The following is a 23906-nucleotide window of genomic DNA, read 5'->3' on the forward strand; positions in this document are numbered from 1 at the left end:
ATCTTCGATGGCAATCACTCATGCCGCTGCCGTGATGCGCTTGACTCTCAAAAAAACAACAGATATGTCAAGTTCTATTCTGATATCTCAGTTTGGTAATTGATATGTCTAACGCAATCGAATTCCCATCGCTGCCGCTCTCTGATCTCGTGACCCCACGCGATTTGCCCGAGGATGGAAACATGACCAGTCGGGTGCATGCGCTCCTTCGCAAACTGATTGTCGAGGTGAAGCTGCTTCCAGGACGAGCGCTTTCTGAGAAGGAAATCGCGGCGCTCCTGCATGTCAGCAAGACACCGGTGCGCGAAGCGATCATTCGCCTGGCCGAAGAAGGTTTCGTTACCGTCGTGCCACAAGGCGGCACCTATATTTCGCCGATCGATGTGCAGCGTTACATGGAAGCCTGCTTCATCCGATTCAAGCTCGAAGAAGGCGCCGTCATCGAGGCAACGAAGCGGCATTCGCTTGAAGACATTGCCCGGCTGAAAACATGTCTTTCCCAGCAGCGCATCGCAGCCGACGATGAAGAGTTCACCGACTTCTTCCTGCTGGATGAAGAGTTTCACCGTACGATCTTTGCCGCAGCCCGGCTGCCCGGCGCCTGGAGCGTCGTCAACCAGGCCAAGGGCGAAATGGACCGTATGCGACACCTGAAGCGGGTGTTTGCAGTTCGCCGCACCGAGAAGGTGATCGAGGAGCACGAAGCGATCGTAAACGCGATCGAATCCGGCAATGTCGAGGCGGCACACGAAGCCATTCAGCGTCATCTCGGATCACTAGAATCCAAGATCGCGGAACTCTCCAAGAACCCCAAAATCTGGACCTTCATCGAGCAGGTCAACACACGCGTCACGAGGAAGCGTGTGCCACGAGGAGCCAAGGCCCCCGCCTGACGGAACATTCAAGGCTTTTGAGGAGGGGCCTTTCATGTCTGCAGTTCAAATCAACGATGTCGTCAAGCGTTACGGCGCTCTCGAAGTCGTCCATGGCATCAATCTTTCCATTCAACCGCAGGAATTCGTTGTGCTCGTCGGGCCATCGGGATGCGGAAAATCCACCACACTGCGCATGCTTGCCGGGCTGGAAGACATCTCCGACGGCACCGTCTCCATCGACGGTCGGGTCGTCAACAAGATCGCTCCGAAAGACCGCGATGTCGCCATGGTGTTCCAGAACTATGCGCTCTATCCGCATCTGAACGTCGCCGAAAACATCGCATTCGGCCTGCGTGTCCGGGGTGAAAAAAAGGATGTGATCGACAAGGCCGTTGCCGAAGCCGCACAGATCCTCAGCCTGACTGAATATCTGGGGCGCAAGCCTGCCGACCTTTCCGGTGGCCAACGCCAACGTGTTGCCATGGGCAGGGCGATCGTTCGCCGCCCCAAGATTTTCCTCTTCGACGAGCCCCTCTCCAATCTCGATGCCAAATTGCGCACCCACATGCGTGCCGAAATCAAGCAACTGCACAAGCGCATGCAGGCGACCAGCGTCTATGTGACACACGATCAGGTCGAAGCGATGACGCTGGCGGACCGCATCGTCATCATGAACCGCGGCAACATCGAGCAGGTCGGGTCGCCGATGGAAGTCTTTCTTGAGCCGGCTAATACATTCGTGGCGAGCTTCATCGGCTCGCCGCCCATGAACCTTTTCGACGCGACGATCGACAAGCAGGATGGCCGCGCACAGGCCGTTATCTCGGGTGACGTGGCACAAAGCCTGACAATCCCCGAGGCCTTTGCCCGGAACGCGACGCCGGGCCAGTCGGTGAAACTCGGCATCAGACCGGAAATCATGTCCGTGAAAGCTGGCGATGGGCAGGAAGTGCTCAATTGCAGCATCGAGCTCGTTGAGCCTCTCGGTGCCGAGGCCCTGTTGCACGGCAAGGCCAACGGCCAGTCCTTCATCGCCAAGGCAGAGACGCTTTATGCCGATCACGCCCTCAACGGCATTACCCGGCTCGGAATCGATTCGGCACGCATCCATGTCTTCGACGCCACAAGCGGCCGGTCTCTCAAGACCGCCAGCGGGGCAAAGTCATGAAACAGTATCTTCAGGAGTCGCTCCACGATCTCTGGGAAGATGTGCGCCGCGACTGGCAGCTCTATTTGCTGCTCGCACCCATGGCCATCTGGTTTGCGCTCTTTCTCTACAAACCGATGTACGGCCTTATCATCGCCTTTCAGGACTTTTCGATCTTCCGTGGCATCGAGAAAAGTCCCTTCGTCGGCTTTGCCAACTTCATCGAGCTTTTCCAGAACGACATGTTCGTTCGTGCCTTCTGGAACACCATCACCATCAGTGGCCTCGGTCTGATCTTCGCATTTCCGGTCCCGATCATTCTGGCCCTGATGTTCAACGAAGTTCAGAGCGAAATCGGCAAGCGCTGGGCCCAGACGATCGTTTACCTTCCCCACTTCATTTCTGTGGTGATCGTTGCAGGCATCGTCATCAACTTCCTCTCGCCCTCCATCGGCATCGTCAATCTTCTGCTGAAGGGCATCGGGCTTGAACCGATATACTTCCTCACTCAACCCGAATGGTTCCGACCCGTGTTCATCGGCTCGTCGGTCTGGAAAGAATCGGGGTTTGAATCGATCGTCTATCTGGCAGCAATCGCCGGTGTCAGCCCAACCCTCTACGAATCCGCACGGGTCGATGGGGCATCACGCTGGCAGATGATGTGGCGGATCACGCTGCCCTGCATTCTGCCCACGATCGTCATCATGCTGATTATCCGAATCGGCAACCTGGTCGAGGTCGGTTTCGAATACATAATCCTTCTCTATCGCCCTTCCACCTACGAGACGGCAGACGTCGTTTCGACCTTCATCTACCGCACCGGTCTGCAGGGCACCCAGTACGATCTGGCCACGGCTGCCGGCCTGTTCAATGCGGTGATCGCTTTCGTCCTAGTCTATTCGGCAAACCGCATCAGCCGAAGAGTCTCGTCGACATCGCTTTGGTGAGGAGCTGAAAATGAAAAATTTCAATCTCTATTCGCGCGGCGACAAGATTTTTGGCTGGGCCAACGCCATTCTTCTCGGACTGTTCGTTCTGTCGACGCTTTATCCCTTCATCTACGTGGCGGCTGTTTCAATCTCGTCCGGCGCTGCCGTAACTGCAGGCCGCGTAACGTTGTGGCCGGTCGATGTCACGCTCGCAGCCTATGAGCACGTTCTCTCCGACAGAATGTTCTGGATCGCTTACGGCAACACATTCATCTACACATTCGGCGGCACGTTCATGAGCCTGCTGATCATGATCCCCGGCGCTTATGCGCTGTCGCGCAAGCGTCTGCGCGGCCGCACCTTCTTCAACATAGCCATTGCCTTCACGCTCTGGTTCCACGCCGGCATGATCCCGTTCTTCCTGAACATGCGCGATCTTGGCCTGCTTGACAGCCGTTTCGGCATCATCATCGGCTTTGCAGCAAGCGCCTTCAACGTCATCCTGCTGCGCAACTTCTTCGAGGCGGTCCCAAAATCCTTCGAGGAAGCCGCCAAAATGGACGGCGCCAGCGAGCTGCAACTGCTCTGGAAGGTGTTCATTCCGCTTTCCAAGCCGGCCATCGTTACCGTTGCTCTGTTTTGCATCGTGTCGCGCTGGAACGGATATTTTTGGGCCATGGTCCTGCTGCGGGGGGAGGAGAAGATCCCGCTGCAGGTCTATCTGAAACGCGTCGTCGTCGATCTCAATTCGAACGACGAATTCGCCTCGAGCCTGCTGACCGCCCATTACTCATTCGAGACCGTTACATCCGCGATCATGATCGCGTCGATCATCCCCGTCCTCATCATTTACCCCTACGCGCAGAAGTATTTCACCAAAGGAATTCTGCTGGGCGGAGTCAAAGAGTAGCAGCACAAGGGAGGAGAACCTGTGAGAAAACTACGAAAAGGCGCGCCCCTTCTGGCGTTGATGACAGCAGCGACAATGGCCTTGCCGGCCTTTGCACAAGATGCCGGCAAGATATCAGAAGATCCGTTGGAGCTGACAATCCATTTCCACTTCCGCGACAAATACGTCTATTCGGAAAAGTGGCCGGTGGAGCAGAAAGCTGCGGAGATCACCAACATCCACGTCCGCAACGTCGCATCGCTGGCGACGACCAGCAGTCGCGATGCCTTCAACCTGTTGATCGCCTCGGGTGATCTTCCCGATATCGTCGGCGGCGACGCTTCCGGCGGCCTGAAGGAAGACTTCATCCGCTATGGTCTTGAAGGGGCCTTCATCCCGCTCGACGAGCTGATCGAGGAACATGCACCAAACCTGAAAGCCTTTTTCGATAGCCACAAGGACATTCGCAATGCGATTTCCGGACCGGATGGCAAACTCTATTTCATTCCATATGTGCCAGACGGGAAATATTCGCGTGGCTGGTTTGTCCGCCAGGACTGGCTCGACAAGCTGGGACTGAAACAGCCCGAAACGCCGGAAGAGGTCTACGAGGTCCTCAAGGCGTTCAGGGACAAAGACCCGAACGGCAACGGTAAAAAGGATGAAGTTCCGTATTTTGCCCGTGAGGAAATCGATGCGGTCCGTCTCATCAATCTCTGGGACGCCCGCGTTTCAGGGTCCGAGCGTTACGGAGACTTTGCTGTCTACGACGGACAGCTCCGCCATCCCTGGGCTGAAGAGAACTACAAGGTTGGGATTTCAAATGTTGCCAAGTGGTACAAGGAAGGCCTGATCGACAAGGAGATCTTCACCCGCGGCGCCCGTTCGCGTGAATATCTTCTTGGCAACAATCTCGGTGGCATGACGCATGACTGGTTCGCCAGTACCTCGACCTATAACGACGCCCTGTCGCCAAAGATCGAAGGTTTCGCGCTGAAGCCCATGCTGCCGCCCAAGACCGTATCGGGTCAACGCTTCGAGGATGCGCGACGGCTGCGTGTTCAGCCCGTCGGCTGGGCAATTTCGGCCACCAACGAACACCCGGTCGAAACGATCAAGTACTTCGATTTCTGGTTCTCGCAGCAAGGCCGCATCCTGTCGAATTTCGGCGTCGAGGGTCAAACCTTCGAAATGGTCGACGGCAAGCCGCAGTTCAAAAAGGAAGTGCTGGAGAACAAGGACCCGGTGAACGCCCAGCTTTGGGCCGTCGGCGCCCAGGTGCCGCGCGGCTACTGGATGGACTACGAATACGAGCGCCAGTGGACCAACAAGATCGCGCTGGAAGGCATCGATCTCTACGACAAGTGCAACTGCCTCAAGGACGAGTTCATGGGCGTGTCTTTGAACGCCGAGGAAAAGGCGACCTTCGACCGTTACTGGCCGAGCCTTCTCACCTACATGACCGAGATGCAGCAGACATGGGTGCTTGGCGCCCAGGACGTCGATACCGGCTGGGATGCCTACAAAAAAAGGCTGACAGCGCTCGGTTACGACGAGGTCATCAAGATCATGCAATCGGCCTACGACCGTCAGTACAAGGCGGCACAATAACACTGTCTATCATGATGGCGGCCCTGTCGCCGCCATCCTTTCCATTTGCTTTTTAAGGAGTTAGAGCGCAATGCGTCCCTCTGCCTCGGCGATTGCCAGACAAGCTCATCTCGATGAACCGCGCCCCGGTTCCTTGACCATTGGTTACATGCCGAGCGAGCAAACACCGCCCACCGAGAACCCGCCGCGTTTTTCCTGGCTGCCCGATATCGATGATGGCGCACGCTACGTTCTGCGCATCTCGACCGATCCCGGATTTTCAGACGCGAAGACGCACACCTTCGAAGACCTCGCCTGGAATTTCTTCACGCCGGATGAAGCCCTGGCGGAAGGCCACTATCATTGGGCCTATGCCCTTTGGGACCAGAATGCTGCAGCGCCCCTTTCGAACTGGAGCAAAGTGCGCAGTTTCGAGATCGTCGCGGCACTGCCCAAAACACCAGTACCCAGCAGGGCGGCCCGTCATGAGGCTGCCCACAGATCCCATCCGAGGCTCTGGCTCAATCCCGATCAGTTGAAAGTCTTCGCCGACGCCGTCGCCAAAGACCCTGACCATTGCGGCTGGACCGACTTTTTCGAAAAGTCGGTAGAACCCTGGATCGACCGGCCGATCATGCCAGAACCGCAGCCTTACCCGAACAACATCCGCGTCGCGGCGCTGTGGCGCCAGATGTATATCGATTGCCAGGAAGTGATTTACGCAATCCGCCATCTGGCGATTGCCGGTCGGGTCTTGGGACGGGAAGACCTTCTCGATAAAGCCCGAGACTGGCTGTTATCCGTTGCCGCCTGGGACCCTAATGGCGCAACATCGCGCGCCTACAACGACGAGGCAGGGTTCCGCGTCGTTGTCGCCCTCGCCTGGGGTTACGACTGGCTTTACGACCATTTGAGCGCAGACGAACGAGAGACCGTCAGAAATGTGCTGCTGCGTCGGACGCGTGAAGTCGCAGACCATGTGACAGCCCATGCGCGCATTCACGTCTTCCCTTATGACAGCCACGCCGTTCGTTCGCTGTCTGCCGTCCTCACCCCCGCCTGCATTTCTCTACTCGGGGAAAGCGACGAAGCCGGCGAATGGCTCGACTATACAGTTGAGTTCCTCGCCACGCTTTATTCGCCATGGGCGGGAACCGATGGCGGCTGGGCCGAAGGGCCACATTACTGGATGACCGGTATGGCCTATCTCATCGAAGCCGCCAACCTGATCCGCTCCTATATCGGTTACGATCTCTACCAGCGACCGTTCTTCCAGAACACCGGACGGTTCCCGCTTTACACCAAGGCGCCCGGCACCCGCCGTGCCAATTTCGGTGACGATTCCACCCTGGGCGATCTTCCCGGACTGAAGGTGGGCTACAATGTGCGGCAGTTTGCAGGGGTAACCGGCAACGGTCATTATCAATGGTATTTCGATCGCCTCAAAAATGATGCGGCCGGGACGGAAATGGCCTTTTACAATTACGGTTGGTGGGATCTGAATTTTGATGATCTGGTCTATCGCCATGATTACCGCCAAGTCGAGCCCGTCTCGCCGGCTGACCTGCCAGCACTTGCCGTGTTTGACGATATCGGCTGGGTGACCATCCAGAAACATATGGAAGACCCGGACCGGCATCTGCAGTTCGTCTTCAAATCGAGCCCGTATGGATCGCTCAGCCACAGCCATGGCGATCAGAATGCCTTTGCGCTTTATGCCTATGGCGAAGACCTTGCGATCCAGTCGGGATATTATGTCGCCTTCAATTCACAGATGCACCTGAACTGGCGCCGGCAGACACGCTCGAAAAATGCGGTGCTGATTGGTGGCAAAGGCCAATATGCGGAAAAAGACAAGGCGCTGGCACGGCGGGCCGCGGGTCGTATTGTTTCCGTGGAGGAAAAGCCCGGTCATGTTCGCATCCTTGGCGATGCAACGGCCGCCTACCAGGTTGCTAATCCGCTGGTCCGCAAGGCAGAACGCGAAATCCACTTCGTCAACGACAGCTATTTCGTGTTTGTCGATGAGGTTGAATGCGAAGAACCCCAGGAACTGCAATGGCTCTGCCATACTCTCGGGGCACCGCAGACCGGTCGATCGAGTTTTCGATACACAGGCAAGAAAGCGGGTTTCTACGGTCAGTTCGTCTTCTCGTCGGCAGGCACACCGCAAATCACAGCCATTGAAGGATTTCCCGAGATCGACCCGAAGGAATTCGAGGGTCTCGATATCCATCATCACGTCTGCGCGACTGTCCCGGCCTCAACCCGGCATCGCCTGGTCACCCTTCTCGTGCCCTACAGCCTGAACGAACCGAAGCGGATTTTCAGCTTCATCGACGATCAGGGTTTTTCGACAGACATCTACTTCAGCGATGTCGACGACGAGCGTTTCAAGCTCTCCCTTCCCAAGCAATTCTAGTCAATGCGAGGTTTTCAAATGCAACGTTTCACCAACAAGACTGTTGTCGTCGCCGGTGCAGGCCGGGATATCGGCCGTGCATGCGCCATCCGTTTTGCGCAGGAAGGTGCCAATGTCGTGCTGACCTATAACGGTGCAGCCGATGGCGCGGCCACAGCCGTTGCCGAAATCGAAAAAATCGGAGGCTCGGCCATCGCGATCAGGGCGGATCTTACCAAAGCAAGCGACGTCGAGGCGGCGATTTCGACCGCTGTCGACAAGTTTGGCGAGATTCACGGTCTCGTACATGTCGCTGGTGGCCTGATTGCCCGCAAGACGATTGCCGAAATGGACGAAGCCTTCTGGCACCAGGTACTCGACGTCAACCTCACCTCGCTCTTCCTCACCGCAAAGGCAGCGTTGCCGAAGATGGCGAAGGGTGGTGCAATCGTCACCTTCTCATCGCAGGCCGGTCGCGATGGCGGCGGTCCGGGCGCGCTCGCCTATGCGACCTCCAAGGGCGCCGTCATGACCTTCACCCGCGGCCTCGCCAAGGAAGCCGGCCCAAACATTCGCGTCAACGCCGTCTGCCCCGGGATGATCTCGACAACCTTCCACGACACCTTCACCAAACCCGAGGTGCGCGAACGGGTGGCCGGTGCCACATCGCTGAAGCGTGAAGGGTCGAGCGAGGACGTCGCCGGTCTGGTGGCATTCCTGACATCTGATGATGCTGCCTACATCACCGGCGCCTGCTACGACATCAATGGCGGCGTTCTGTTCTCCTGATATCCTGGTAAAACCATGTCCGTATCGTTACCAAGGGCGAGCCGAATTGCCGTGCTCGGAACATCGCTCGTCCAGCAGAACCATATCGGCGACGCGGGCTCGCTTGCCACATCGGCACGCGGCTGGATGAGTTGGGCAGAGGTCCTGTCGCATGGCAGGCTAAGCTGCCCGGTCCATCATGATCCGTCCGTCCCATCCGGCTGGGAGCCCAGCAATCGGCCCGGTGTCAGCCGCTTCTTTTCCGGCCTCAATTTCGGGGTTTCCGGCCAAAAAGCGGTCGAGATCGAGCGGCGCCTGCCGCGACTGTTGCAATCGGATTTCGATCTGATCCTGGTCGATGCCGGCACCAACGACATGATGGTGGAGAGCCGTCAGACGATCGCCGATACACGGGCACGGATCGCATCGACCTTGCTCGACGCCGGAAAGACCGTGATCCTGCTCCCCATACTGGCCCGCAGCATCGGAAAATGGCCGGCTGGCGGTGCCGAACGGGCAAAAGCGCACTGGATCAACCGCCAGAGTATCGAGTTTGCCGCAAGCCACGCCAATTGCCATGTGTTCGATTGGAACGCGGTCTGGGTCGACCCTGAGAGCGAATTCGGTGAGCCTTATCCGGGCTATTCCGACGATGGCACCCATTTTTCGGTGCCGGGTGCCTTCGCCGTCGGAAAGCTGCTGGCAACCTATCTCGAAACGATTGTGCCCCGCGCCGCCGATCGCATTCTGGCAAGAGACGACCGTTTCGATCCGATCAACAACCCAGCCGGCAATCTGGCGCCGGACGCGTCAGCGCGGGTCGTGAAAGAGATGATTGAAAAGAACCACCGTCTCGGCGGAGAGCTTGTTCACCCCGGCACGGGCGTCTGGCTGGAAGCGATCTGCGACGTCGACGTACCTGCGCATGAGGGGGTGCTTGGCATATCGCTACGCCTGAAAGATGTTGCGACGGAAGGACAGGAAGCAACAGCGCTCGCTCCCTTCCGCGACAACGATGGCACAGTTTTTTCTTTCCCCGATATCCGATGGAAAGGCGCACTGCGTACGCCACCGTTAAAACTCCGGCCGGGTAGCGCGCCGCCCGAACTCTATCTCGATATCCTGTTGCGGCCCGGATCAAACCCAATCGCAATCGACGTTTCTCGCATTGATGTCCGGCCCGTTTCCAGCCCGGTGCGCGCATGAAAAAGTCCCCTGACAAACCACGGCTGTTGATCGCCATGCGCGAAGAGCTTCCCAAAGGGTTCTTCGGATCGCGAGAATGGGCACGGCTGAATGCCGTAACGGACATCATTGCGGGTTTTCCCTGCACGGATTTCGACACGGCAGAAGGAAGCAAGGCCTTGGCGGAGGCCGATATTCTGCTGGCAGCATGGGGTACGCCATCGCTGACAAGAGAACGCCTTTCCCGGGCACCAAAACTGAAAATGCTGGCTTATGCCGCTTCATCGGTGCGCAGCGTCGCACCTCCCGAATTTTGGGAAACGTCCAATATTCTGGTGACGACGGCGGCATCCGCCATGGCCGTGCCGGTGGCCGAGTTCACCTACGCAGCAATCATCATGTGCTGCAAGGATGTGTTTCGCCTGCGCGATGAGCACCGGAAAGAGCGCGGCACCGGCGGCTTTGGCAGTCGGCGCGGTATGAGCCTGCCATACCTCGGCAACTATGATCGCAGGATCGGCATTGTCGGCGCATCCCGCATCGGGCGACTGGTGATCGAAATGCTTGGACGGGGAAATTTCGAGATCGGCGTTTACGACCCCTATCTCTCCGAGGCAGACGCCTCGGCCCTGGGTGCAACGAAAATGGACCTGCATGCGCTTCTCGCCTGGTCCGACGTGGTTTCGCTGCATGCACCGATCCTGCCGGAAACCCGCCACATGATTGGCGCCCGCGAGCTTGCATTGATGCCCGACCATGCGGTCTTCATCAACACTGCGCGCGGCTGGCTCGTCGACCACGATGCATTGCTGTTGGAAGCAAAATCCGGACGGCTGCGCATCCTGATCGACACGCCGGAACCGGAGCCTCTACCGACCGACAGTCTCTTCTACGATCTGCCCAATGTCGTTCTCACCCCACATATTGCCGGGGCGCTGGGCAATGAATTGCGGGCGCTGTCCGATCTCGCCATCACGGAAATCGAGCGTTTCATCGCTGGCCTTCCACCTCTGCACCCCGTTTTCAAGCAGGATATGGAGCGCATGGCATGAAGACGTTCGACTACAGCTTTTCGACACTCGGCTGTTCTGAACTCAATCTGCACGAGGTCGCCGACCTCGCCCAACACCATGGCATCGCATGTGTGGAATTGCGGACGCTGGCCGGTACGGTCGATCTGATCGCGGCACTGGAGGCTGAATTTGGCAGCCCTGACCGGTTTGCCACTTTCCTGACCGGACGCAATCTCAGGGCGGCTGCACTCAACACGTCGGTCCGATTGTTCGAAAGCGAAGACCTCTCCGCCGTTGAACCATTCATCCCCTGGGCCGAAGCGGCGGGGATCGCACATCTTCGTATTTTCGATGGCGGCGGGCAGTTAAGCGCTGAAGACATGTCGCACGCTGAAAAGCTGCTGAGTGATTGGCAGGCACTGCGACAGTCGCGCCAACTCAGTGTCGATCTGATGATCGAGACCCACGATGCACTAGCGGATTCTAGACAGCTCTTCGCTTTTGTCGAGCGCGTGCCGACAGCGCGGATCTTGTGGGATACTCATCATACCTGGGCCAAGGGCTCCGATCTCGCAACCGTCTGGCAAAACATTGCCAAAAGCGTTGTCCATCTGCACGTCAAGGACAGCAGGCTAGATGATGCAGGACGCCGACGCTACGTGCTGCCCGGCCACGGCAACTTTCCCATGGCGGACCTGATTTCACTGCTTCGATCGAGTGATCGACAAATACCCCTCAGTCTCGAATGGGAGCGCCATTGGCATCCCGAACTGCCACCTCTGGACGACGCGCTGACGGCAGCGCGTAGCTGGTGGCGATAGGAGTTTTTATGCGGATCGCTGAAATCCATCTCACACCGGTTGCCATCCCTGACAAGCCTCTGCTGAACTGCAAAGGCGTCCACCAACCTCACGCCCTGAGGACTATTATCGAGGTCGTCTGTGACGATGGCACCGTGGGTCTTGGGGAGAGCTACGGAAGCATCAAGGCACTGGACGGCCTGCAACGTGCGGCGCCTGCCCTGGTCGGCCTCGACCCGTTTCACCTCCACGAACTGAAATCGCGGGTGATTGCCGCTCTGCCCGGAGGCGGTGGCATCAATGCGAAATCGGCCGTGGCCGATCACAAGCTGACAGACGTCGTCGCATCCGCCTTCGAAGTGCCCTGCCTCGATATTCAGGGCAAGTTGCTCGGGCGGCCTGTCTCCGATCTTTTGGGCGGTATGGTTCGGACAAGCGTTCCCTTCAGCGCCTACCTGTTCTTCAAATACGCGGCCCACATCGGCGAAGAACCTGATGAATGGGGAGAGGTCCTGACCCCTGACCAGATGGTCGGTGAAGCGCAGAAGATGGTCGAAACATACGGCTTCCAATCGCTGAAGCTGAAGGGTGGCGTGCTGCATCCCGATCTCGAAATCGAGACGATGCGGAAATTGCGAAAGGCTTTTCCGGATCACCCGTTGCGAATTGACCCAAATGGCGGCTGGACGGTTGAAACCGCCATTCACATCGCCCGCGAACTCGAGAGCGTTCTGGAATACCTTGAAGACCCTGTCATCGGCATGGACCAGATGGCAAAGGTGGCGGCGGCCACTTCGCTTCCGCTTGCCACCAACATGATCGTTCTGGAGTTCGATCAGATCGCCGAGGCCTTCCGCAAAAACGCCGTGCAGATCGTCCTGTCAGATCATCATTACTGGGGTGGATTGCGCGCCTCGACCCATCTCGGCAAGATCTGCGAAACATTGGGGCTCGGAGTTTCGATGCATTCGAACTCGCATCTCGGTATCACGCTTGCCGCCATGACGCATGTGGCCGCTGCCACACCAAACCTCAGTTATGACTGCGATACACATTATCCCTGGACCGGCGTCGACGTGATCGAAGGAACACCATTCACGTTCCGGAAAGGCCGTCTGCAGGTGCCGACCGAGCCTGGTCTTGGTGTCGCCCTCGACCGGAGCAAGCTCGCCAAACTCGCCGCTCTGTATGAGCAGACGGCGATGAAAGAGCGTGACGACACGGCCTACATGAAGAAATTTGACCCAACCTACGAGCGCAAGGTGCCGCGCTGGTGACTGAACGTCAAAGACGCGGGACCTGACCCTTCTCAGACCGCCACAAGATGTCCCGGAGACACCTCGCGATAGTCCAGCGGCTTGACAACATAATCGACGGAGCGAACCGGGCTTTTGATTTCGTCGTTTGCGGCGGACCGCTTTTCGCTCCGACGATCAGGGTCCGGCACCGGAACCGCAGCCATCAGTTTTTTGGTGTAGGCATGCTGCGGGTTTTCAAACACCGCAGCCCGCGGACCGATCTCGACGATCTCTCCAAGATACATCACGGCAACCCGGTGACTGACGCGTTCAACGACAGCCATGTCGTGCGAAATGAAGAGGAAGGCAAGGTTCAGGTTCTGCTGCAAATCGAGCATCAGGTTGATGACCTGCGCCTTGATCGACACGTCGAGCGCCGACACGCTCTCATCCGCAACGATCGCTTTCGGCTCAAGCGCCAAAGCCCGCGCGATGCAGATGCGCTGGCGTTGGCCACCGGAAAATTCATGCGGGAAACGCGACGCCATATCAGGCGTAAGACCGACTTTCTCCAGGAGATCCGCAACACGGTCTTTCGCCTGTTTGGCGTTGCCCATCTTATGCTCGAGATAGGGCTCGGCAATGGCATCACCAACGCGGATGCGGGGATTGAGGCTGGCGAAGGGGTCCTGAAAAATCATCTGGATCGATTTGCGCATTTCGCGCAGACCCGATTTGTCCAGCGCCAGCACATCCTTGCCATCGGCAACGACCGAACCGCTCTGCGCATCGATGAGACGCATGATGGCCCGGCCCGTCGTTGATTTGCCGCAGCCCGACTCGCCAACCAATGATAGCGTTTCACCAGCATGGAGGTCGAACGAGACATTCTCGACGGCATGGACTCGGCCGGTCAGCTTGCCGAAAAGACCTGAGTGGATATCGAAACGTTTGGTGAGGTTCTTGACCTCCAGTACCGGGCGCAAGCTGGAGGCGACGGTATCGGCCGTCTCCACCGGCAGCTTCGATTCACCGGTTGCGGTGTTGACCACTGGAAACCGCAGTGGGCGTTCGTAACCCTTCATCGATCCGAGAACCGGGACAGCAGACAGCAGGGCACGCGTGTACGGATGCTGCCCACGGTGAAAGATGTCGGCCGTGGCGCGTGTCTCCACCTGTTCGCCGCGATACATGACGACGGTACGATCCGCGATCTCCGCGACCACACCCATATCATGGGTGATGAACAGCACCGACGTTCCCTCTTCTTCCTGTAACGTCTTGATGAGATCGAGGATCTGACCCTGGATCGTCACATCGAGAGCCGTCGTCGGTTCGTCGGCAATCAGCAGCTTCGGACGTGACGCAAGCGCCATTGCGATCATCACACGTTGACGCATGCCGCCGGAGAAGCGGTGTGGGTATTCGTCAAAACGCGACGCGGCAGAAGGGATGCGCACCTTTTCCAGCAACCGGATGGTTTCGGCCCGCGCCTCGGCCTTCGACATCGGTTTGTGGCAAAGCAGCGCCTCGGAAATCTGGTCGCCGATCGTGAAGAGCGGATTGAGCGATGTCATCGGCTCCTGAAAAATCATCGCGACATCATTGCCGCGAACGTTGCGCATCTTCTCCTCGGGAAGAGCAAGCAGATCCCGACCACCGAGCAGGATCTTGCCTTCGATACGGCTCGAATCCGCCTGGAGGAGACGCATGATCGAGAGAGAGGTCACGCTCTTGCCCGAACCGCTTTCGCCGACAATCGCGACCGTTTCGCCGGGGGCGACATCAAAGGAAACATCACGGACGACAGGCTTCCACGCGCCATCCACCAAGAACGAAGTCGTCAGGTTGCGAACGGAAAGAACGGGGTCTGCCGCTGCGCTGGTTTGTGCCTGGATACCTGCCATGCTTGCTTCCTCTCTCTGTGTTTCGCTCTGATGATCAATCCGGCCAGCGAAGCGCGCCGTCGAAGCGGTGCTTGCTGCGGTTTTCGATCGGCGTCGCGATGATTTCGTTCGAGGCACGCGCCTTTTCGAGTTCTTCCGTCAGACGCCTTGCAACGATCGTTTCCTGACCAGGATGCAGATTGCATGGGTCGAGATAGAAGTAGTGGTGCTCGACCTCATGGTCGCGAACGATGATCGGCGGGGTGCCACGCGCCAGCGCATCGGAAAGATCCCAGGCGGTGATATGGGCTTCCTCCGCCTTGATGATGACGCGCATACGGTCAAGAGGATTGTTGGTGGGATCGGGTTCGATCAGCGCGGTGACACCTGGTCGACCGTCGAGTGTCTGTTTCCACAGGTTGAGGTAACTGGTTTCCCTTTCGCGAATGCCAGCATGATCCCGCTTTTCCCAGGCCTCCAGTGCCGCCATGACACCAAAGATGCTTTCCTTGCCGACCTTCATGCCGCGGCCAATGCCCATGTTCTGAAGGAAGGCATGGCGCACCAGCTCCTTGCGTCCGGCAACGATGCCCGACGTCGGGCCGCCCAGAAACTTGTGACCGGAATAAAGGGCAATATCCGCACCCTGCTCGAGGAATATTTTGAGATCATATTCCGAAGCTGCATCGACGATCACGGGAACACCCTTGGCATGGGCGATTTCCACGAATTCCTTGAGGTTCAGCAAACCGTAATCGACAACATGATGCGAAACGACATAAACGGCTGCGGCCGTCTTTTCGGTGATCGCATGCTCCATGTGGAAACGGTGGGTCGAGGTAGCCTGTCCGACCAGCACCGGTTTGCCGCCGGCAAGGCGGATCGCCTGATCGACTGGCGCACCATAGCTTACGACATGCCCCATCTGCACGAGAACTTCGTTTTTCTCGGGAGCGCGATCCGGCAGTTGCTCGATGGCCAGCAGGTTGTTGCCGGTAATGGCGCCCGCAACGGCGAGCGAAATACCCGCAGAGCAGGAAGCCGTGACAAATCCTGCCTCGCCGCCCGTAAGCAGGGCGATAACGGCGCTCGCCTTGCGCTGCAGATCGTTGATTTCAACGAACTGCGGCAGGATCGACGACATGGCGGCAATTGCTTCCGGAACCACGATCGACGCGCCGAGGCTTGTCATGGTGCCGGACACATTGATCACCGGGCGAAGTCCAATTGAGGTGCGGATATCATCAGACATTGTGGTCTCCAATTTCGAATGCCTCAGACCAAGGGGTCTTGTGATTTCCCTCACTGAAGCGTATGCCATAGTTATGTAATAAGCTCGCATCTGCATACGAGGAGCGTGGAATTGGACGGCAAGACATCATCGACGGTTCACCCCATGACCAGTGCTTCCGGTGACGAGACGGCAGGCGAACAGACCGCGCGCCGCTCCCGTGTGAGTGGGATTGATCGTGCTTTGCAGGTCATTGATTACCTTTACGAAACCGGCGCACCGGCTGGCGTTTACGCCATAGCCAAGGCCGTCAAGGCCCCGCTTTCGACCGTTTATGTGATCGTCGAAGATCTCGTCGAAAAGACGATGCTGTCGCGCAACGCGGATGGCTCCGTGTGGCTCGGACCAAGGCTTTACCATTACGGTCTTGCTTATGCGCGGTCGCTCGATTTCATGAGTGTTGCCACGCATGAAATGCACGATCTTTGCCGTGAAGCCGACGAAACGGTCCAGCTTTGTGGCCGCGACGGCGACTACATGCTGGTGCTGGCGATGGCGGACGGCCCGAGCCATTTTCAGGTCGCATCGCGGGTCGGAACGCGAGTTCCGCTGAACTGGACTGCTTCCGGCCGCCTGCTGGCCGGACACCTGCCGGAACAGGAGCGCGTCGAGCTGTTCAGGCGCTGCGCCAAGACCTCGCCGACGGGACGGGCGGAGATGGACCCGGAAGTCCTGTCTCAGTCCGCAGGCGCGGCCTTCCAGTCGCGTCTTTCGATCCAGGCAGGAGAGTCCGACTATGCCGTTGCATGCATTGCTTCGCCGATCTGTGATCGCGACGGCCAGTGCGTTGCCACCATCTCCATCGTCCTTCCCGAACAGAAGGCCTTTTCGGACGAAAACCACTACACGGCGCATGTGCGCGCGTCGGCGGAACGTATCGAAAAGATCATGGGCTGGCGCAACCACTGACATTCTCCTCTAATCGCGCAGCGCGACGATTGCTTCGATCTCGACGGTGATATTTCCCGGCAAAGACCCGAAGCCCACAGCCGAGCGGGCATGCTGACCAACCTCTTCACCGAACACGTCGTTGAAGAGATCGGAGCAACCATTGATGACGTTGGGATGGTCGAGGAATTCCGGGACGGCATTGACCATGCCGAGCAGTTTGACGACGCGCTTGACGCGGGAGAGATCGCCCAGCGCGTCATGCATTACCGCAAGCAGGTTGATGCCGGTCAGTCGGGCATGTTTGTAGGCATCCTCGACACCGACTTCGGCGCCAACTTTGCCGACATGCAGGAAGCCGTCAGTCTCGCGCGGCCCCTGGCCGGAGAGGTAGAGCATGTTGCCTTCAATCACATGCGTGACGAAGTTGGCAATCGGCGGCGGCGGTGGCGGCAGGGTGATGCCGAGTGCGGCCAAGCGCTCGTAAGGCGAGGCGGCAATTTTGGTTTTTACTGGAGAGGTGCTCACGTAAGCTCCCATTTGCGATTTTTGTTTCGCGTATCAACGATAGGAATAACCGTGGCTGTGACGAACCAGCCTGCGGGCACGCGGAATGTAACGGCTGGCCGTGATCGCTTCGCTGCCGATGACCGAATAACGCGGTTCGAACAGCTTGCTCAGCACGGAGACATCACCGTTGGAATCCGTCGCCTCAATGTCGGAATCGATAAGATCAAAGACCGTGAAATCGGCCCGCTGACCGACAGCAAGACGATTTTCCATCGAAAGCTTGATCACCGATGCCGGGGCATGGGTGACCGCTTCCACGACCTTGTCGAAGGGCATGCCGACGGACAATAGCTTCGACATTGTCGTTGCCAGATCCCAGACCGGAAAGTTCATCGAATGGCCGTGCAGGTCGGTCGAAATCGAGAACGGCAGCAGGCCACGATTGATCGCAGCTTCCGCAACCTTGAACGAGAACGATGCGCCGCCGTGACCAATATCGAGGCGAATACCCTCACTGGCGCAGCGTTCGGCCAGATTGAACAAGTCCTCATCTTCCATGATGCTGGAGCCCGCCTTGCCGTTGAAGCAATGGGTGACGACGTCACCGGGTCCAAGGATTTCGAGCACTTCATCATAGAGTGCCGGCGGCTCGCCGACATGAACCATCATCGGGATCTTCAGGATCTTGGAGATCTTTTTGCCGAGCTTGACCGGGGTGACACCCCAGGAGCCGGTGATCACATGGCTCGCGCGAACCTTCAACCCAACGATATGCTCGCTGTTTTCGGCGTAGCATTCGAGAATTCGATCAAGATCGATATCTCTTATGTCGCGCAGTTCAGCAACGCGATTGCAGGCCACGAGACCAATCGAACCGAGATTGAGGAACGCCTTGATGCGCTCTCTGGATGGTTCGATGATATACTCACGAAAGCCGTGGAAATTCGCTTCTCCCGCCGATCCCGCATCAACCAGCGTGGTCACGCCGCGCTCGGCACCGCATTCTGAGGGACGGATCGAAATATCGGTGCCGCCATGCCAGATATGAACGTGCAGATCGACCCAGCCCGGAGAAATCCAGGCGCCCTTGCCGTCAACACGGGTGATGTCGTCGGTCACGGCAAGCTGAGGACCGATCCCGGCGATCTTGCCTTCACCATCGACGAGGATATCGACGACACCAGAGGGAGTGTCGGCGCCGAAAGCCATCGGCTTCACATTGGTGAGGAGAAGCGGCTTGGCCGTTTTTTCACCGGTCATTTACAGGTCCTTTCGAAGTTTTGGATCGAGCATATCGCGCAGGCCGTCACCGACCATCTGAAGCGAAAGCACGGAGAGAATGATGGCGACGCCGGGGAACAGCGTCATCCAGTCTGCCTGGCCGATATATTGGCGGCCTGCGGCAATCATGGTGCCCCAAGTGGGAATTTCGGGGCTTACACCGAGCCCAAGGAAGGAGAGCCCGGCTTCTGCCAGCATCGCACTGGCAAAAAGGAAGGTTGCCTGCACCATGATCGGTGACAGCAGATTGCGCAGCACATGGCGCGTCATGATGTGGAAGGTGGAAATACCCAGAGCCTGTGCTGCTTCGACATAGGGCAGTTCACGAATGACGAGCGTCGAAGCACGGACGATACGGGCAAGCCGCGGCGCATAGACAATCGAGAGCGCGATGATGACAGTCGTCAATGACGGCCCAAGTGCTGCAACAAGGGCAATCGCCAGAAGAATATCCGGAAACGCCATCATGGCATCGATGAGACGCGCGATCGGCGTATCGAGCTTCTTGAAGAACCCTGCCAGCAAGCCGAGCGTCACCCCAATGACCGCCGAGAGCGCCACGACGGCGGCACCGACCAGGAGCGAGAGCCGGCCGGCAAAGATCGTGCGGGACAGCACATCGCGGCCGAACTCATCCGTACCAAAGAAATAGATTTCACTCGGCGGCTTCAGCCGGTTCACGATCGAAAGTTTGGACGGGGAATAGGGCGCTATCCATGGCGCGAAAATCGCCAGCAGCACGAAGATCGTCAGAACGACAACGCCGAAAGCAACGGTCTTGCGCTTGAGGAAGCGGCGGATGAACTTGCGGCCCTCGCTTTCGGCCGGCTTGATCGCAATATCGCTCATCAGTAGCGCACCCTCGGATCGACCAACAGATAGAGCATGTCGATCGCAAAATTGATCAGGACGTAGAGCGCGGCGATCACCAGCAGCGCGCCCTGGATGACAGGGTAGTCACGACGCAGCACCGCCGAGACGACAAGATTGCCGACGCCCGGCAGACCAAACACGGTCTCGGTAACGACAGCGCCAGAGATCAGCACGGCGGCTGTCAGACCGAGGACCGTCAGGATCGGGATCAAAGCGTTCTTCAGGGCATGTTTGAGGATGACCTTGCGCTCGATCAGACCTTTGGCACGTGCAGTGCGGATGTAATCGTCACCCAGCACGTCGAGCATCGAGGCGCGCGTAAAGCGCAGGATCAACGCGGAAGAGACGATACCAAGCGCGAAGGCAGGCAAAGTCAGATGATACATGCGGTCAAGGAAACTGGAGCCCGGACCGCCATAACCCGAGACCGGGAACAGACCGAAACGGACAGCGAAAACCTGCATCAGAATGAGGCCCAGCCAGAAACTGGGAATGCTGGCTGCCAACATCGCAAGTGTGGTCGCGGCCTGGTCAACAAAAGAGCCGCGACGATAGGCGGCATAAATTCCGATCGGCAGAGCGATCACGCCGGCGATGACAAGCGAGAACACCGTGAGGAAGAAGGTGGGCTCTGCCCGATCAAGCAGTGCCGATGTAACCGGCATGTTCAGGAAGATCGATTGACCGAGATCGCCCTTCAACAATTGGCCGATATAATAGAGATATTGAACGCCAAGAGACCTGTCGAGGCCAAGGCTGGCGCGCAGATCGGCAATATCCTGTGACGTCGCATCGGGTCCGAGCATCACCGCTGCCGGATCACCCGGCGTCACGCGCACGATGACGAAGACGATCGTGACAACAAGGAACATCACGACGATCATGCCAGCAAGGCGCTGGAGAATGTAGCGTATCATGGGGTCTGTCCCTATGCCCGGAGGCACAATGCAAGAAGGATACCGGCGCCATCGCACCGGTATCGCATGGCGAGGCGTTACTTCTTGATGGATGCGTTCCAGAAGTACGGCCATGGAGCCGGATCAACGCCTTCGAGCTTGCCGGATTTTGCGGCCACGGCATTGAAATCGCCGATCTTCATGTAGGGTAGTTCGTCATACATGGCCTTCTGGACATCGGCCCAGAGCGCAATGCGCTTCTGCGGATCGACTTCCGAGGTGAAGGCATCAACCGTCGCCTTGCGGGCCGGGGTATCCCACCAGCCAGGCGAACTCGGCGACAGCGAACCGATCAGTGCTGGCTCAGGCAGGAACGGGCTGTGGGTGATATAGATGTCCCAAAGCTTGGGATCGGCACGGCGCTGCGTCAGCGTTGCCCAGTCGACAACCTGCAGATCGACGGCAAAGCCCGCGATCTTCAGATATTCGGCCGCCACCTGTGCCATCTTGTAATGGAACTCATATTGACGGCTTGTCAGGATGCGGATCGGCTCGCCGGCGTAGCCAGCCTTCTTGGCGCTTTCGGCAGCACCTTCAGGATCAGCCACATTGTAGTTGCCTTCAACACCGGCATCGGTGTTCCAAGCATAGGGCTTCGGATAGATATCACCGTCCAGCGCGTAGAAATCCGTGCTGCCGAAGGCAGCAGCCAGCATGTCTTCCATGCTGAGCGACTGGCGGATCGCCTTGCGGATCTCGACATTGTGGGCGACGCCTTCCTTGGTGTTGAACACGAAGACCGGATAACCGAAAGGCTTCAGAATGACCGGCTGCGATGCGCTCGATCCCTTGAGCTTGTCGAAGGATTCAACCGGAATGGAATCGACGTAGTCGTATTGACCGGAAACGGCAGCTTCAACACGGGTATTGGCATCAGGCACCGGAACGAAACGGATTTCGTCGAGATACTGATGGCGGGCGCCGCCATAACCGTCACTTTCGCCATCGCGCGGCTTGTAGCCATCGAAGCGCGTTAGCTGGATGTACTGGTCGGCCTTGCGTTCCTTCAGCATGTAAGGACCAGTGCCGATGAATTCCTTCATCGGCTCATCCTGCTTGTCAGACGGGATGATGATCGCGGCCGAGTTGTTGAAGGCAAAAAGCGACGTCAGCGGTGCGTAAGGTTGTTTCAGCACGATCTTGACGGTTGCCGGATCGGTGGCCGTGATCGTTTCGATGAAACCGGCCACCTGCTTGCCGCGTGACGCGATCTTTGTCCAACGGGTGAGCGAGGCAACAACGTCTTCCGAGGTCATGTCGCTGTTGTCGTGGAATTTGATGCCTGTGCGCAGTTTGATCGTATAGGTCTTACCGTCGGCACTCACCTCGGGCAGGCTTTCCGCCAGAAGCGGCGTGACGTTCCATTTGCCGTCAAACGTATAAAGCGTTTCGAAAATATGCTGGGTAACGATGCCAACCAGATCGGCGGTGGAAGACATCGGATCGAGGGTCGGAGGTTCGCCGATGGTCGCGACGTTGATCACCCCACCCTTTTCCTGAGCCATCAGTGCGGTCGGCAAGCCAACCAGGGCAGTACCGACAAGAAGTGCTAAAAGAGTCTTCATCTCATGCTCCCGTTATTTTTTGTTCCATTATTATGTTATATAAGTCTTTATAATAGAATATCGGACGAGTTGACGCTGTCAACCTGGAAAGTGAGTTCGTCTGTAGTGGACCGTACGGGCAGCGGAAATCTTGGCTGCGGCCGTGCGAAAACAGCCCGTCTTTTCCAGAGTAGGTGAGGGATTCAACGAAAACCCGTTGACAGGCGAGACCCGAAAAGCCTGTATTTCAAGGGACTAACGGCCGAACTATTGGCCTCTTGGGCATGGGCACGTCGCACAGTAATCGAGCGTTTCCAGCAGGTATCGAATGCAGCACACACGCCGCAGGCGTTTCGGCTCACCATTTTTGACGGGATAGACGATCGGCCGGAAAAGAGGATTGCGGGCCCCATCAGCAAGGGTCGGCAGGTCAAGAAAGTCGAACGCATGCGTCAAGCCAGGTGTCGGCGACGGCAGTTGGGCCTTGCACCCACGTACCGTTCCTTCAAACAGGTTGCCCGCATTGCTCCAGAGTACGTTGCGAGACAGGCCAGAAACCTCGACAATCGCCTCAACAACCGGTGCTAGATTGTCCCTGACGATAAAATCAAAGCGCTCTTCCGACGAAGTCGCACGATGGAGCCTGCCAAATGACGACAGGCGTAAGCCGATAATGTCACCATTGTCGGTCACATCGAGACCAACCCTTTCAGGCGCGAGCGACACGCACCAGTCGGCCATGATCGTGGCAGCAATCATTGGCCTGGCAACGAAGAAAAAATACCGCTTCGACCATTCACCGGCGACAGCGATCCGGGAAGCATTCGTGCCGAAGCGACGACCGTAGTTGGAAAGTATCGCGTCGAGCCGATGCGGTTCCAGACACTCCCCAAGGGACAGGTCTCCGCGCCGCTTCCGCTGGAAAAACGAGCGAGCGCCGGTTAGTTCAGCTTGCTCGAAGAGAAGGTTTAGAATGTCCGTCCGCCGCATGGGCTTTCTAGTACCTTCAGCCGAGCTGGCTGGCAATCTCACCGACCAGCCTCTGCAAGGAAGCGGTCGAACCGAACGGCCAGACCTGCCTGCCAGTGACCCGGACATTGTCTTGCACGACAATGGGGAGGACCGGCCACAATGGGGCTGAACGCAGATCCTCCGGTATCGCCTCAGCGAGAACGACCAGCGTAGTCTGCCCGTCGAGTGATGCTAATCCCTCAAGATCGATTGTGGTAAAGCCGAAAGGCTGAGGGACGATATCAAAACCGGGAACAAATCCGATCCTCTGCATCAACATGACGGCGGCGGAATTTGGCGCAAAGATGCGCAAACGGGGAACGCCGGGAAGCGGTTGAGCCAAGATCAGTGTTTGTCCCGCAATCTTGGCAGCGTAGCGGTTTCTCAGGCCGTCAATGTTCTCATCAAACCGTGCCAGCAAGGCAGCGGCTTCCTCCGCCCTGCCCAATGCCGCACCCGCCTGAGTGACGCTGCGGTAGACGGCCGCGAGCATATCTCCATCATCCTGATCGTCGAGGAGATGTGTCGGCGCGATATCACCAAGCGCCGATGCCAGCGATGCGTGGCGAAAACGGGAAGACAGGATAAGGTCGGGCTGCAGCGTGCGAATGGCCTCAAGGCTTGGCTGCTGCCGGCGTCCGAGATCGGCAACGGCGCCGAGCTTGTCAGTATCGACATTCACCCAGGTTCGGTAACCGGACGGCTCTGCGCAGCCGACCGGTGAAATACCAAGCGAAAGTGCAATTTCTGTCGACGTCCATTCCAGCGTAACGACGCGCGGCGGTGCGGCTGCCGAAGCCAATCGCGGCATGGCGGCCAGAGCCGCCAAGC

21 protein-coding genes are annotated in these 23906 nt (G+C 57.9%); 12 read left to right on the top strand and 9 right to left on the bottom strand.

Going from position 1 to position 23906, the window contains the following annotated elements:
• The first annotated feature begins 182 nt into the window (after window positions 1-182).
• The 11 genes from FY156_21605 to FY156_21655 all read left to right on the top strand — a co-directional run bounded on the left by FY156_21605 (window position 183) and on the right by FY156_21655 (window position 12874).
• Window positions 183-893 (top strand): GntR family transcriptional regulator, encoded by a 711-nt coding sequence (locus tag FY156_21605; protein ID UXS05189.1) that lies wholly within the window; start codon window positions 183-185, stop codon window positions 891-893.
• A 34-nt stretch (window positions 894-927) separates the two neighbouring features.
• The gene (ugpC, locus tag FY156_21610) at window positions 928-2043 is read left to right on the top strand and encodes a sn-glycerol-3-phosphate ABC transporter ATP-binding protein UgpC (GenBank protein UXS04105.1); all 1116 of its coding nucleotides are present in this window, start codon (window positions 928-930) and stop codon (window positions 2041-2043) included.
• Window positions 2040-2969, top strand: coding sequence for a sugar ABC transporter permease (locus FY156_21615; GenBank protein ID UXS04106.1), 930 nt, complete (start codon window positions 2040-2042; stop codon window positions 2967-2969). The genes ugpC and FY156_21615 overlap by 4 nt, the downstream gene beginning before the upstream one ends.
• 10 nt (window positions 2970-2979) lie before the next feature.
• Window positions 2980-3861 carry a carbohydrate ABC transporter permease gene (locus FY156_21620; protein UXS04107.1) on the top strand — a complete coding sequence of 294 codons (882 nt, stop codon included), beginning with the start codon at window positions 2980-2982 and terminating at the stop codon, window positions 3859-3861.
• A 60-nt stretch (window positions 3862-3921) separates the two neighbouring features.
• Window positions 3922-5451, top strand: coding sequence for an extracellular solute-binding protein (locus FY156_21625; GenBank protein UXS05190.1), 1530 nt, complete (start codon window positions 3922-3924; stop codon window positions 5449-5451).
• 70 nt (window positions 5452-5521) lie between these two features.
• Entirely contained in the window at window positions 5522-7852 is a 2331-nt protein-coding gene (locus FY156_21630) for a DUF4962 domain-containing protein (GenBank protein ID UXS04108.1), read from the top strand.
• 18 nt (window positions 7853-7870) lie between these two features.
• Window positions 7871-8620: an SDR family oxidoreductase gene (locus FY156_21635; GenBank protein ID UXS04109.1), complete on the top strand. Its 750-nt coding sequence runs from the start codon at window positions 7871-7873 to the stop codon at window positions 8618-8620.
• A 15-nt stretch (window positions 8621-8635) separates the two neighbouring features.
• Complete coding sequence (locus FY156_21640) at window positions 8636-9805, top strand: SGNH/GDSL hydrolase family protein (protein ID UXS04110.1); 1170 nt, start codon at window positions 8636-8638, stop codon at window positions 9803-9805.
• The gene (locus FY156_21645) at window positions 9802-10836 is read left to right on the top strand and encodes a hydroxyacid dehydrogenase (GenBank protein UXS04111.1); all 1035 of its coding nucleotides are present in this window, start codon (window positions 9802-9804) and stop codon (window positions 10834-10836) included. Before FY156_21640 ends, FY156_21645 begins: the two co-directional genes overlap by 4 nt.
• A complete protein-coding gene (locus FY156_21650) occupies window positions 10833-11618 on the top strand; it encodes a TIM barrel protein (protein ID UXS04112.1) in 786 nt (261 codons plus the stop codon). Before FY156_21645 ends, FY156_21650 begins: the two co-directional genes overlap by 4 nt.
• A gap of 8 nt (window positions 11619-11626) precedes the next feature.
• Entirely contained in the window at window positions 11627-12874 is a 1248-nt protein-coding gene (locus FY156_21655; protein UXS04113.1) for a glucarate dehydratase, read from the top strand.
• A gap of 32 nt (window positions 12875-12906) precedes the next feature.
• Here the strand turns inward: FY156_21655 and FY156_21660 are convergent, their stop codons facing one another.
• Both FY156_21660 and FY156_21665 read right to left on the bottom strand, forming a co-directional pair.
• The gene (locus tag FY156_21660) at window positions 12907-14742 is read right to left on the bottom strand and encodes an ABC transporter ATP-binding protein (protein ID UXS04114.1); all 1836 of its coding nucleotides are present in this window, start codon (window positions 14740-14742) and stop codon (window positions 12907-12909) included.
• Window positions 14743-14776: 34 nt separating this feature from the next.
• Window positions 14777-15973 (bottom strand): aminotransferase class V-fold PLP-dependent enzyme, encoded by a 1197-nt coding sequence (locus FY156_21665; protein UXS04115.1) that lies wholly within the window; start codon window positions 15971-15973, stop codon window positions 14777-14779.
• 144 nt (window positions 15974-16117) lie between these two features.
• Between FY156_21665 and FY156_21670 the strand changes: the two genes are divergently transcribed.
• A complete protein-coding gene (locus FY156_21670) occupies window positions 16118-16921 on the top strand; it encodes an IclR family transcriptional regulator (protein UXS05191.1) in 804 nt (267 codons plus the stop codon).
• A 9-nt stretch (window positions 16922-16930) separates the two neighbouring features.
• Here the strand turns inward: FY156_21670 and FY156_21675 are convergent, their stop codons facing one another.
• The 7 genes from FY156_21675 to FY156_21705 form a co-directional block, all read right to left on the bottom strand.
• Complete coding sequence (locus FY156_21675; GenBank protein UXS04116.1) at window positions 16931-17440, bottom strand: RidA family protein; 510 nt, start codon at window positions 17438-17440, stop codon at window positions 16931-16933.
• A 21-nt stretch (window positions 17441-17461) separates the two neighbouring features.
• Window positions 17462-18670, bottom strand: a complete 1209-nt coding sequence (locus FY156_21680; GenBank protein UXS04117.1) for an amidohydrolase/deacetylase family metallohydrolase — start codon at window positions 18668-18670, stop codon at window positions 17462-17464.
• Window positions 18671-19540, bottom strand: coding sequence for an ABC transporter permease (locus FY156_21685; protein UXS04118.1), 870 nt, complete (start codon window positions 19538-19540; stop codon window positions 18671-18673).
• Window positions 19540-20481: an ABC transporter permease gene (locus FY156_21690; GenBank protein ID UXS04119.1), complete on the bottom strand. Its 942-nt coding sequence runs from the start codon at window positions 20479-20481 to the stop codon at window positions 19540-19542. The genes FY156_21685 and FY156_21690 overlap by 1 nt, the downstream gene beginning before the upstream one ends.
• Before the next feature lie 77 nt (window positions 20482-20558).
• The gene (locus tag FY156_21695) at window positions 20559-22085 is read right to left on the bottom strand and encodes an ABC transporter substrate-binding protein (protein ID UXS04120.1); all 1527 of its coding nucleotides are present in this window, start codon (window positions 22083-22085) and stop codon (window positions 20559-20561) included.
• 246 nt (window positions 22086-22331) lie between these two features.
• Entirely contained in the window at window positions 22332-23054 is a 723-nt protein-coding gene (gene fhuF, locus FY156_21700; GenBank protein UXS04121.1) for a siderophore-iron reductase FhuF, read from the bottom strand.
• A gap of 16 nt (window positions 23055-23070) precedes the next feature.
• Entirely contained in the window at window positions 23071-23904 is an 834-nt protein-coding gene (locus FY156_21705; protein ID UXS05192.1) for an ABC transporter substrate-binding protein, read from the bottom strand.
• Window positions 23905-23906: the final 2 nt, after the last annotated feature.

It is taken from the genome of Agrobacterium tumefaciens (assembly GCA_025559845.1).
In the GTDB taxonomy this organism is placed as follows: domain Bacteria; phylum Pseudomonadota; class Alphaproteobacteria; order Rhizobiales; family Rhizobiaceae; genus Agrobacterium.

What these genes read in the sequence shown, in the direction of transcription:
- FY156_21690 (UXS04119.1), bottom strand. Translation starts at nt 20,481, where the DNA reads ATGATACGCTACATTCTCCAGCGCCTTGCTGGCATGATCGTCGTGATG.
- FY156_21640 (UXS04110.1), top strand. Translation starts at nt 8,636, where the DNA reads ATGTCCGTATCGTTACCAAGGGCGAGCCGAATTGCCGTGCTCGGAACA.
- FY156_21680 (UXS04117.1), bottom strand. Translation starts at nt 18,670, where the DNA reads ATGACCGGTGAAAAAACGGCCAAGCCGCTTCTCCTCACCAATGTGAAG.
- FY156_21665 (UXS04115.1), bottom strand. Translation starts at nt 15,973, where the DNA reads ATGTCTGATGATATCCGCACCTCAATTGGACTTCGCCCGGTGATCAAT.
- FY156_21675 (UXS04116.1), bottom strand. Translation starts at nt 17,440, where the DNA reads ATGGGAGCTTACGTGAGCACCTCTCCAGTAAAAACCAAAATTGCCGCC.
- FY156_21685 (UXS04118.1), bottom strand. Translation starts at nt 19,540, where the DNA reads ATGAGCGATATTGCGATCAAGCCGGCCGAAAGCGAGGGCCGCAAGTTC.
- fhuF (UXS04121.1), bottom strand. Translation starts at nt 23,054, where the DNA reads ATGCGGCGGACGGACATTCTAAACCTTCTCTTCGAGCAAGCTGAACTA.
- FY156_21695 (UXS04120.1), bottom strand. Translation starts at nt 22,085, where the DNA reads ATGAAGACTCTTTTAGCACTTCTTGTCGGTACTGCCCTGGTTGGCTTG.
- FY156_21605 (UXS05189.1), top strand. Translation starts at nt 183, where the DNA reads ATGACCAGTCGGGTGCATGCGCTCCTTCGCAAACTGATTGTCGAGGTG.
- ugpC (UXS04105.1), top strand. Translation starts at nt 928, where the DNA reads ATGTCTGCAGTTCAAATCAACGATGTCGTCAAGCGTTACGGCGCTCTC.
- FY156_21620 (UXS04107.1), top strand. Translation starts at nt 2,980, where the DNA reads ATGAAAAATTTCAATCTCTATTCGCGCGGCGACAAGATTTTTGGCTGG.
- FY156_21660 (UXS04114.1), bottom strand. Translation starts at nt 14,742, where the DNA reads ATGGCAGGTATCCAGGCACAAACCAGCGCAGCGGCAGACCCCGTTCTT.
- FY156_21615 (UXS04106.1), top strand. Translation starts at nt 2,040, where the DNA reads ATGAAACAGTATCTTCAGGAGTCGCTCCACGATCTCTGGGAAGATGTG.
- FY156_21635 (UXS04109.1), top strand. Translation starts at nt 7,871, where the DNA reads ATGCAACGTTTCACCAACAAGACTGTTGTCGTCGCCGGTGCAGGCCGG.
- FY156_21630 (UXS04108.1), top strand. Translation starts at nt 5,522, where the DNA reads ATGCGTCCCTCTGCCTCGGCGATTGCCAGACAAGCTCATCTCGATGAA.
- FY156_21670 (UXS05191.1), top strand. Translation starts at nt 16,118, where the DNA reads ATGACCAGTGCTTCCGGTGACGAGACGGCAGGCGAACAGACCGCGCGC.
- FY156_21655 (UXS04113.1), top strand. Translation starts at nt 11,627, where the DNA reads ATGCGGATCGCTGAAATCCATCTCACACCGGTTGCCATCCCTGACAAG.
- FY156_21645 (UXS04111.1), top strand. Translation starts at nt 9,802, where the DNA reads ATGAAAAAGTCCCCTGACAAACCACGGCTGTTGATCGCCATGCGCGAA.
- FY156_21625 (UXS05190.1), top strand. Translation starts at nt 3,922, where the DNA reads ATGACAGCAGCGACAATGGCCTTGCCGGCCTTTGCACAAGATGCCGGC.
- FY156_21650 (UXS04112.1), top strand. Translation starts at nt 10,833, where the DNA reads ATGAAGACGTTCGACTACAGCTTTTCGACACTCGGCTGTTCTGAACTC.